The following is a 10,949-nucleotide window of genomic DNA, read 5'->3' as shown; positions in this document are numbered from 1 at the left end:
TGTATTAAATTTTTATAAAATACAAAAAGGAGCCTGTCACCAATGGGTAAAAATACCCCATTGGTGACAGGCTCCTCCGAAAACTTATCTTATTAATATTTAAAAATATTTTATCACATCTTATAGTAGAAAAAAAGCATAATTTTTTTGATTGTTTACCCTCCGCCTCTTAAAGGTTAATTAGCACTTTTGTCAACATATTTATCGTTCAGCTATTTCTTTAATCAATTTTTCAATTTTCTTCTTTCTTATCTTTTCTTCTTTTCTTGCCATTTTTACCTCTTGGTCTAGAGCTTTATATATAGAAACACACATAAAAGCCATAATAATTCCAAACGGCAATGCTGTTATTATGGAGGCTGTTTGTAAACTCTGCAAACCACCACTTAATAATAAAACAATTGCAATCGTCGATTGTAGAACTCCCCATGACAGCTTCACTTTATTTGATGGATTCAGATCTCCTTCAGAAGATAACATCCCCAGAACAAAAGTCGCCGAATCTGCTGACGTGATAAAAAACGTCACGATTAAAAGAGTTGCAATGATACTCATTATAATTCCGAACGGTAATCCTTCTAAGGTTGTAAATAAAGCTGAAGTAATATCATTTTGTACTGCTTGAGCAATTTTTTTACCGTGGAACATTTGAAGATTCAAAGCACTTCCGCCGAAAACAGAAAACCAAATAAAACTAAATAAACTAGGAATTAAAAGGACACCCAGAACAAATTCTTTAATTGTTCTCCCTTTAGACACCCTTGCAATAAACATTCCAACAAAAGGAGCCCAAGCAATCCACCAAGCCCAATAAAATAGTGTCCAAGCTCCAATCCATGGATTATTTTGAAAGGGCGTTAATCGAAGACTCATTTGTAGAAGGTTTTGGATATATGCCCCAATCGTTACAGTAAAAGTATCTAAAATAAAGAATGTTGGTCCAAGAATAAAGGTAACTAACAGTAAACCAACTGCCAAAATAAGATTCCCATTACTCAGAATTAAGATTCCTTTATCAAGCCCAGTTGTTGCTGAGATTAGATAAAGAACCGTTACAATTGCTATGATAATAATTTGCCATGAATTAGATGTTGAAATTCCGAACAAATGTGATAGGCCGCCGTTTATTTGTAAAGCCCCCAGACCAAGGGATGTAGCCACCCCAAAAACAGTTGCAATAATAGCAAGAATATCGATTGCTTTTCCAATCGGTCCTTTCACTTTTTCCTTTAAAAGCGGATAAAAGGTCGAACTTATTAATCCCGAATAGCCTTTTCGATACTGAAAATAAGCTAATGCTAAAGAGATGATTGTATAGATCGCCCAAGGATGTAATCCCCAATGGAAAAATGAATAGCGGATAGCTACCCTTGCTGCATCGGGTGTCTTTGCATCTCCATACGGAGGGTCAATAAAGTGGGAAATCGGTTCAGCAACACCCCAAAATACAAGACCTATTCCCATTCCTGCACTAAAAAGCATTGCAAACCATGAAAGATTGGAGTATTCTGGCTCATCATCATCAGAACCTAATCGAATGCTTCCAAACTTACTAAAGGCTAAATAAATAGCAAAGATTAAAAACCCTAAAGCTAAAAACAAATACAGCCAACCAAATTTGTCAATTGTAAAAGCAAATGCCTCTTTGGATATGGCGCCTAAGTTTTTCGGAGCTATCCCTCCCCATAATACAAATAATAATGTGATAAGGACTGACAGTTTATAAACCAACATTCCATTCCTCCATTAACTCCTTTTAACATAATATTTGTAAAGAGCCCTTTTTTTAGTCGGCTTCTAATGCTTTAAAGCATGATAGATGAAAACTTAATGTTATTCAGACCCTTCACTTTTTTGGGGGAACATATTGAAAAATCTCTTTCGATTCAAAACAATCCACTAACCGGTTTAACCAGTCATAATAGTCCAGCGCATCTGATAATTTTTTTATATCCACCTGTGCATCCATTTTTATTTTACTATCCACATTTTCGTCTTCTAAAAGCAGCTTTAATTCTGCAAGTGACTTTTCCATGGCTGAAACATTGATCGCGATACCAGATCTCCATTTAATTGAAAAAAAGTCAATAAAAGTTTGATACCAATCTAGTTCGGCCTCGTAAAGGTCCTTTCTGACCCCCTTCTTCCAAACTTTACCGACCATCTTTAACTCTAACAAACTTCTTACCGATGTACTCATACTGGTTTTACTCATGCCGAGCTCTTCTTTCATTTCATCGAGGGTTAAAGGGCCTTCTTGAAAATATAAAGCACCATATAATCTTCCAATGGATTCTGTTACCCCATATAAATTCATGTTTTTAGAAATAGCATCAATCACCCGCTCGCGTGCTTGCTTCAAACTCTCTTCCCCATTCATTTAGCTATCACATCCATATAATATACACATTCATCATTAGCCTACCATTTTTTAATAAAAAGTAAAGAATTGACCAATTGAGGAAATGGGAGCATTTTCAAGGAATTCTAAGAATTCGATGTATTCAGTACGTACAGTTTTTTCTGTTTGTAATTTTCAGCCAAATATGCCCAATTAACAACTTTGAGTATTTGGGTAAGTTGTTACTATAATTAAAAAGTCCTAATACTTTCGTAAAATCAATTGAGGTGAATGAATGAACAGTAAAGATAAAAAAATCATTGTTAAAAATGTAACGAAAATTTTTGGAAAATCCAAAAAGGCCCTCCATTTATTAGATAAAGGAGAGTCAAAACAAACTATTTTAAAGAAAACAGGTGCAACAGTTGGAGTGAATCAAGCTTCTTTTGAGGTAAATGCAGGAGAAATATTTGTCATCATGGGCTTATCTGGAAGCGGAAAATCCACTCTTGTAAGAATGCTTAACCGACTGATTGAGCCCTCTGCTGGGGAAATCGTCATTGACGGGAAGGAAATCGTCAAAATGAAGAAGGAAGAGTTAAGGGACTTACGCCGCAAAAAAATAAGCATGGTATTTCAAAAATTTGCCCTTTTCCCCCACCGAACAGTCTTGGAAAATACAGAATACGGTTTAGAGGTCCAAGGTATACCAAAAGAAACTCGTATCGCTAAATCCATGGCCGCCTTAAAGCTGGTAGGACTTGAAGGGTATGAGGACCAATACCCTAGTCAATTAAGCGGCGGCATGCAACAAAGGGTTGGTTTGGCGCGAGCATTAGCAAATGATGCTGAAATTCTTCTAATGGATGAAGCATTTAGCGCTTTGGATCCCTTGATTCGAAAAGACATGCAGGATGAGCTTCTTGATCTTCAGGCGACAATGCAAAAAACGATTGTATTTATTACCCATGATTTAAATGAAGCATTGCGAATTGGTGATCGTATTGCCCTTATGAAAGATGGATCCATCGTTCAAATCGGAACCCCTGAAGAGATTCTAATGAACCCATCAAACGACTATGTTGAGAGATTCGTAGAAGATGTAGATTTATCTAGAGTACTAACTGCCGGACATGTCATGAAACGGGCAGAAGCTGTTTCAATTGAAAAAGGACCAAGGGTTGCTCTTCAAATGATGAAGGAATTGGGGATTTCCAGTATATATGTCGTGGATAAAAAGAAACAATTACTCGGTGCGATTACAGCATCTGATGCGAAAGAGGCAATGGAGCGCAATGAAGGAATCTTCAGGATTCTACAGGCAGGGATTTCCACTGTAGTTACGACTACTTTGTTATCGGATGTCTTTGATAAAGTGGCAGCCGCCACGATTCCAGTTGCGGTCGTCGATGACAGAAATAGGCTAAATGGTATTCTTGTCCGAGGGGCAGTGATTGCTGCTCTAGCAGGCAACAATGATGCTATTAACAATATTGATCATGCAGGGGCCGAAGCCGAAGTAGCGGCCGACCAAGTAAACATGGAGGTGAATTAACATGGAACAATGGCTCCCGAAAATCCCTGTAGCTGATTGGGTAGATACTTTCGTTAGCTGGCTGACAGAAAGTTTGGCAGTGGCATTCGATGGAATCACCAACATCCTTCAAGCAATTGTTGATGGATTAGTGGTAGGCTTTGGCTTTATACCCTCCTACATATTTATGATTCTCTTAACCTTGCTTGCCTGGAAAGTTTCAAATAAAAGGGTCGCACTGTTTACGTTAGCCGGGTTATTTCTTATTGCCAATCTTGGCTATTGGGATGCAATGCTCGAAACTTTGGCTTTAGTGTTATCAGCCGTCATCATTTCGATTGTATTAGGAATACCAATAGGAATTTGGGCTTCTCAAAAACAAACGGTCAGGCAAATCGTTACACCTATTTTAGATTTTATGCAAACCATGCCTGCCTTTGTCTACCTGATACCCGCCATTTTCTTTTTTAATATTGGAGTGGTTCCAGGGGTGGTCGCTTCCGTCATATTCGCTATGCCGCCTACAATTCGCTTAACAATTCTTGGTATTCAACAGGTCCCTGCTGACCTAATTGAAGCAACAGCTGCGTTTGGTTCAACCACAAGACAACGATTACTCAAGGTGCAACTTCCCTTAGCGATGCCAACCATTATGGCAGGAATTAACCAATGCATTATGCTTGCCCTATCCATGGTGGTTATCGCATCGATGGTTGGAGCCCCTGGTCTTGGAGCAGATGTTTATCGAGCTGTTACGCAAATTCAAATTGGTAAGGGTTTTGAAGCCGGTCTATCCATTGTCGTCATTGCAATCATTCTTGACCGGGTTACTCAAAATATTGGAAAAAACAAAAAACGAGGGGGAACTGTTTAAAATGAAGAAGTTGATGATTATATTTTTATCGATTTTAATGGCATTGGGACTTGCTGCTTGTGGATCTGACAAAACCACTGGCGATGACAAGGGAGAAACTAGCAAGAAGTCTGTAGGCGAAAGCGTCGATTATAAAATAATTGGGATTGACCCTGGCGCCGGTCTTATGAAGGCTTCCGCGAAAGCTATCGATGAATATGGATTGGATAAGTGGAAGCTTGTGGAAGGATCTAGTGCTGCCATGACCGCTTCACTCAAGAAGGCTTATGACAAGAAGGAGCCTATTATTGTAACTGGATGGACACCACATTGGATGTTTGCTGAATTCGATTTAAAATATTTAGAGGACCCGAAAGGTGTTTTTGGAGAAGACGAAACCATTCATACGATTGTTAGAAAGGGATTAAAAGAGGACCTTCCTGATGCTTATAAAGTTTTAGATCAATTCAATTGGACTCCGGATGAAATGGGTACTGTCATGAATAATATTGTCAATGGTGAAGAGCCGGAAGAAGCGGCTGCCAAGTGGGTAAAAGATAATGCCGATAAAGTAAAGGAATGGACAAAAGATGCCAATAAAGTAAACGGTGAAAAAATTACCCTTGGATATGTGGCGTGGGACAGTGAAATTGCCAGCACCAATGTTATTGGGAAAGTCTTAACAGACCTTGGCTATAAAGTTACCCTCCGCCAAGTAGAAGCAGGTCCAATGTGGACCGGAGTCGCGGATGGAAGCCTAGATGCTCACGTTGCAGGCTGGCTCCCTTCGACCCATGCAGATTATTATGAAAAATACAAAGGGAAATTTGAAGACCTGGGAGAAAACCTCAAAGGGACTAAATTGGGTCTAGTCGTCCCAGCCTATATGGAGATTAATTCCATTGAGGAATTAAAATAATAATGAGCCTTTTCCCTTCATAGTCTTGAAAAAGTTTAAAAATTTTATATAGACATCTCTTTCTTTGGTGCAGTGATGCTTTGTTGGAGTCACCACCACATGAAGAGGTGTCTCTTCTTTTATCATTCCGGTTCTTCCCAGTCCTTTTGATTAATACTTTTTTAATTGTCTTCTCCAGGATTGTAATAGTATGGATTCCCTTTATGTTCTTTCATAACATTATTATCAATAAATAACTTCCCGTTTTCTAAATAAGTGGCTAATATGATGTTCTCCACTTTTTCCCCCGTTTTTTCTACCTCGTTCATCAGCCAGCCTTGTTCTAGTTGGAGGTATTTTAGATTATGATAAATAATTTGCCCGTCCATAATTAGTGGTATTGGGACATACTCTTTCTTCACCTTTAAATTTAAATCATTCGGCTGAATTGGCCGGTATTCTGATTTAGGTATCACACTAATGCTGCCTGTTTCCTCCATTACAGCAAGATCAATATTTTGTGTATCCGTATACCCTTGCACCCTCAAATGCGATAATAATTCATTCATCGGCATACGCACCTTTTTCAGTCCTGTCCGATCTATATCACCATTGCGAATTAACACAGTAGGACTTTCATAAATGATCCATCTTAATTTGTTATGTAACGATAGACGAATTAAAATTTTATATAATACGACTGTTATTGCTGCATAAGTTAAAGCTTTGCCTAGTCCATTTACCTCAATAGGCGTACTAATAATATTTGTTAGGACAAAGATATACAAAAGATCGAAGGTATGCATCTGCGATACAGCCTTTTTACCTGTCACCCTTAAAAATACATATCCTGCTAAAAAAACAATAATTGTGCGGTAGATTAATTCCAATATGTATCTCCCCTAGCAATAGTAAAACGACCATTTGACTCGATGTTAGTATTAGATTTTTTTTTGCATCTAAACCAGAAGCATTTTATTAACATGGAAATTTAGATGTATAATAAAAAAGATCGCTATTATAGAGAGGAGATCGTAATTGTGGCATATCCAAACACGGAAGATACAATGAAGCTATTGACAGAGTTAGTCTCCATTCCAAGCCCGTCCGGAAATACGAATGAAGTGATTACCTTTGTTGAAAAATTCTTTGCTGAACTGCAGATTGAAACGAAGAGAAATCGTAAAGGCGGCCTTATTGCAACACTGGAAGGCAAAGACAAAAGCCAGCACAGGATGCTGACCGCTCATGTAGATACACTCGGTGCCATGGTAAAGGAAATAAAATCTAACGGCAGACTGAAAATTGACCTGATTGGCGGATTTAAGTACAACTCGATCGAAGGTGAATACTGCCAAATTGAAACATCGAGCGGCGAGAAATTCACTGGGACCATCCTGATGCATCAAACATCCGTCCACGTTTACAAAGATGCCGGAAAAGCGGAACGGAATCAGGAGAATATGGAAATTCGAATTGATGAGAAAGTACATACAGCAGATGAAGTCCGCGTGCTTGGAATTGAAGTAGGAGATTTTGTTTCCTTTGACCCGCGCGTTGAGGTGACACCGAGCGGTTATATCAAGTCTCGCCACTTGGATGATAAAGCGAGCGTGGCTGTTCTCCTGCAATTAATTAAACAAATTAAAACGGAGAATATCCTTTTACCTTACACAACCCATTTCCTCATTTCAAATAATGAAGAAATTGGCTATGGCGGCAACTCCAATATTACACCGGAAACGGTTGAATACTTAGCGGTGGATATGGGAGCAATGGGAGACGGACAGTCAACCGATGAATACACGGTTTCGATCTGTGTGAAGGATTCAAGCGGTCCATATCATTACGGCTTACGAAAACATTTGGTGCAGCTTGCAGAAGCTAACAATATCGGATATAAGCTTGATATTTATCCGCACTATGGGTCAGATGCCTCCGCTGCAATCCGTTCAGGACATGATATTGTCCATGGATTAATCGGTCCCGGCATCGATTCATCACACGCGTTTGAACGGACCCACAAATCGTCACTAGAAAATACAGCCAAGCTTTTGTACCATTACGTTCAATCGGATTTAGTTTTATAAAACCTTCTTAATAAAAAAGACCAATTAGATAGATTGTCGAGAATGAATATTTTTCTCGGCAATTTTTTATTTTGTACAGAATTTTTATTAATAGATTATCACTGCTAAAGGGCCTCTTGATTTCCGCTCCGGGCACTCGCTTTCCGCGGGGAGGTCCTGGAGCCTCCCCGGCACGCCCGCGGAAAGCGAAGCGCCTGGAGCGCAAATCAACAGACTTTTCAACAGCCTGTCCCCCCCAATTCCTTTTGAGTTTCTTAATAAAATTTAATAATTTATTAAGTTTTTATTTATTGAGGCGGGAATAAAAGCTATTTATGATTAGTTAGTAGATTAAAAAAATGGTTCATTTTAACTACATCAAAACAACAATACTGGAGGATTCACCAATGTTTGCTAGGTTAAAAGTTTTCTTTGCCAATCAAAAGATAAAGTGGTTTGGCAGATTTTTTTATTACTTGCTTATCCTCCTTCTATTATTCTTCATGTATGGCTTCAACGACGCAAGCGCAGGCGCTTATATTTATAACGATTTTTAACGGGAGGCATCCAAGATGAAAATGTTATTAACCATTCAGAACTTTGCAATTTCAAATCCAAATACATTGGCATATATCTCTCCCACTGAAGAAATCACTTATGGTGAGTTATGGAGACACTCTGAACAAGTAGGAGCATATCTTCTTAACGAAATGAACGAAAGAAAAAATCCTGTGATTGTATATGGCCATATGGATGCTTCCATGATTAGTTCCTTTTTGGGCTGCGTAAAAGCAGGATTAGCCTATATCCCTGTTGATACTTCCATTCCAATCGAAAGAATCATGACGATCATCAGCCGTTCCCATGCGGAATTCGTAATCAATACAACTGGGCTGGACCTTGATGTTGACAATCTTCCTGTCACGACTGTTAATTTTGAAAAAATCATGGCTGAACAGGTAACAACTGCCCCAATTCATGTCGAAAATTGGGTTGACGGTGACGAAAACTATTACATTATTTATACATCGGGCAGTACGGGCAATCCAAAAGGTGTGCAGATTTCCGCCAATAACCTGCAAAGCTTTGTCGATTGGATGTTGAACGACTTTCCAATCACAAGAAATCAGCGGTTTTTAAACCAGGCTCCCTACTCTTTTGATCTTTCCGTAATGGACCTATATCCAGCGCTTGCAAGCGGAGGGACTATTTTCGCGATTACAAAAGAGATGATTGCTAAGCCAAAGCTGCTATTCGAAGCATTAGCAAAATCCAAAACAGAGGTCTGGACCTCGACACCATCATTCGTGCAAATGTGCTTAATGGATCCGTCCTTTAACCAAGAGCTTTTACCGGAACTGCAGATATTCTTATTTTGCGGTGAGATCTTGCCGGCTTCGATTTGTCAGCAGTTAATGGAACGATTCCCTAAAGCCAGGATTTTTAACACCTACGGGCCTACGGAAGCAACGGTTGCGGTCACTTCCGTTGAGGTAACACCAGAATTGCTTGAAGAGAATCCCAATCTGCCAATCGGCAAACCTAAAGCAGATACTCAGATCTTCATTGTCGACGAAAACGGCACCATCGTCCTTCCGGGAGAAAAAGGTGAAATGATTATTGAGGGTCCAAGTGTAAGTAAAGGCTATCTTGGAGAAAAAGAGCTGACTGAAAAAGCATTTCTTCGTATCGATGATAAACAGGCCTATCGAACAGGTGACGCCGCCCTTATCGACGAAAAAGGTTTGATTTTCTACAAAGGCAGAATGGATTTTCAAATCAAACTGCACGGCTACCGGATGGAATTGGAGGAGATTGAACATCATATTGCCAATTCCAAATATGTTAAATCTGCAGCGGTAGTGCCTATTTACCAAAATGACAAAATAGAGTATTTACTGGCAGCCATCATTCCTACTGCTCATGAGTTTGAAAAGGAATTTCAGTTGACCAATGCGATCAAAAAAGAACTCAGCAACGTATTGCCCGTCTATATGATTCCGAGAAAGTTCTCCTATTTTGAAGAACTGCCGATGACGGCAAACGGAAAAATGGATCGCAAAAAATTTAAGGAATTGGTGTTACAATGACACCATATGGTTCTTTTACATTTTTTATCATCCTTGCTGTACTTTTAGCGCCAACTGCTGTTCTGGGACTTATGGGAAAAAGATTTCACACTTACAATATGGTTATAACGGTTGTTGCCCTAGGGTTAATCTTTGCTTCATCCCTTAAGCAGGCTGCGGCCTTAAGTCTATTTACCGTTTGGCAGGTAGTATTAATACAGTCATATATTTCGTACCGAAAAAAGAGCAATAGCAATGGCGTCTTTTACGGGGCCGTGATCCTATCGATATTACCGCTTGTTCTTTCCAAGCTGCTGCCCTATTTTTCGGATGTTAATATCATTGGTTTTCTAGGTATATCCTATTTAACATTTAAGGGCACACAATTAGTGATGGAAACAAGGGATGGACTGATCAAGAAAAACCCTCCCCTTTCCCGCCTGCTCTATTTTATCTTGTTTTTCCCGACTATTTCATCAGGCCCGATTGACCGCTATCGTCGATTTGAAAAAGATATGGCTCTTGAAATGCCAGGGGAACAATATAAATTGTTGCTCTATGAAGGAATCAATAAAATTTTTCGTGGTTTCCTATATAAATACATTATCGGCTACTCTATTAATCACTATTTTATAGCCAATCTGAGATTTATTGCTCACAGTCATCTTGAGAATCATCTTTATTATATGTATGCTTACAGCCTTTACCTATTTTTTGATTTTGCCGGTTATAGCGCGTTTGCAGTTGGTGTCAGCTATATTATGGGGATTAAATCGCCGGAAAACTTTAATAAGCCATTTATTAGCCGTAATATAAAAGATTTCTGGAACCGCTGGCATATGAGCCTTTCTTTTTGGTTTAGGGACTATGTCTATATGAGATTTGTCTTTTGGATGACTAAGAAGAAATGGACAAAAAACAGAAACCTGCTCTCAAACCTTGGCTACATTCTGCTGTTTTTATTAATGGGAGTCTGGCATGGCCTTGAGATGCAATATATCATTTATGGGATTTACCACGCTGTATTAATGGTAGCCTATAATTCATTTGAGCAGTTGAATAAAAAGCATAAATGGTGGCCGAAAAATAAATGGACAAATGCCATCTCAATTGTGATTACCTTCCATTTCATTTGCTTTGGTTTTTATATTTTCTCTGGACAATTATTTCATAAAGGAGCTTGAT

10 protein-coding genes are annotated in these 10,949 nt (G+C 38.9%); 7 read left to right on the top strand and 3 right to left on the bottom strand.

Features of this window, described 5'->3' with window-relative positions:
• Positions 1-201: 201 nt before the first annotated feature.
• The gene (locus tag ACZ5B7_RS12005) at positions 202-1,731 is read right to left on the bottom strand and encodes a glycine betaine uptake BCCT transporter (RefSeq protein WP_464494484.1); all 1,530 of its coding nucleotides are present in this window, start codon (positions 1,729-1,731) and stop codon (positions 202-204) included.
• Positions 1,732-1,846: 115 nt separating this feature from the next.
• A complete protein-coding gene (locus tag ACZ5B7_RS12000) occupies positions 1,847-2,380 on the bottom strand; it encodes a GbsR/MarR family transcriptional regulator (protein ID WP_464493903.1) in 534 nt (177 codons plus the stop codon).
• Between the two features lie 256 nt (positions 2,381-2,636).
• On the opposite strand from ACZ5B7_RS12000, the gene ACZ5B7_RS11995 reads away from it, so the two are divergent.
• The 3 genes from ACZ5B7_RS11995 to ACZ5B7_RS11985 are packed head-to-tail and all read left to right on the top strand — an operon-like array spanning position 2,637 to position 5,647.
• A complete protein-coding gene (locus ACZ5B7_RS11995) occupies positions 2,637-3,896 on the top strand; it encodes a quaternary amine ABC transporter ATP-binding protein (RefSeq protein ID WP_464493902.1) in 1,260 nt (419 codons plus the stop codon).
• Between the two features lies 1 nt (position 3,897).
• Positions 3,898-4,749 carry an ABC transporter permease gene (locus ACZ5B7_RS11990; protein ID WP_464493901.1) on the top strand — a complete coding sequence of 284 codons (852 nt, stop codon included), beginning with the start codon at positions 3,898-3,900 and terminating at the stop codon, positions 4,747-4,749.
• Position 4,750: 1 nt separating this feature from the next.
• Positions 4,751-5,647, top strand: a complete 897-nt coding sequence (locus ACZ5B7_RS11985) for a glycine betaine ABC transporter substrate-binding protein (protein WP_464493900.1) — start codon at positions 4,751-4,753, stop codon at positions 5,645-5,647.
• A gap of 161 nt (positions 5,648-5,808) precedes the next feature.
• Here the strand turns inward: ACZ5B7_RS11985 and ACZ5B7_RS11980 are convergent, their stop codons facing one another.
• Positions 5,809-6,516, bottom strand: a complete 708-nt coding sequence (locus ACZ5B7_RS11980) for a DUF421 domain-containing protein (RefSeq protein ID WP_464493899.1) — start codon at positions 6,514-6,516, stop codon at positions 5,809-5,811.
• Between the two features lie 150 nt (positions 6,517-6,666).
• On the opposite strand from ACZ5B7_RS11980, the gene ACZ5B7_RS11975 reads away from it, so the two are divergent.
• The 4 genes from ACZ5B7_RS11975 to dltB all read left to right on the top strand — a co-directional run bounded on the left by ACZ5B7_RS11975 (position 6,667) and on the right by dltB (position 10,948).
• Positions 6,667-7,716 (top strand): M42 family metallopeptidase, encoded by a 1,050-nt coding sequence (locus ACZ5B7_RS11975; protein ID WP_464493898.1) that lies wholly within the window; start codon positions 6,667-6,669, stop codon positions 7,714-7,716.
• Between the two features lie 386 nt (positions 7,717-8,102).
• Positions 8,103-8,252, top strand: coding sequence for a teichoic acid D-Ala incorporation-associated protein DltX (dltX, locus tag ACZ5B7_RS11970; protein WP_213140447.1), 150 nt, complete (start codon positions 8,103-8,105; stop codon positions 8,250-8,252).
• A gap of 15 nt (positions 8,253-8,267) precedes the next feature.
• Positions 8,268-9,785, top strand: a complete 1,518-nt coding sequence (gene dltA, locus ACZ5B7_RS11965) for a D-alanine--poly(phosphoribitol) ligase subunit DltA (RefSeq protein ID WP_464493896.1) — start codon at positions 8,268-8,270, stop codon at positions 9,783-9,785.
• Complete coding sequence (gene dltB, locus ACZ5B7_RS11960; RefSeq protein WP_464493895.1) at positions 9,782-10,948, top strand: D-alanyl-lipoteichoic acid biosynthesis protein DltB; 1,167 nt, start codon at positions 9,782-9,784, stop codon at positions 10,946-10,948. Before dltA ends, dltB begins: the two co-directional genes overlap by 4 nt.
• Position 10,949: the final 1 nt, after the last annotated feature.

The sequence above is a fragment of the Neobacillus sp. S1115 genome, from assembly GCF_055385565.1.
Note: the sequence above shows the minus strand (reverse complement) of the source record. Positions and strands in the feature narration are given on the sequence as shown.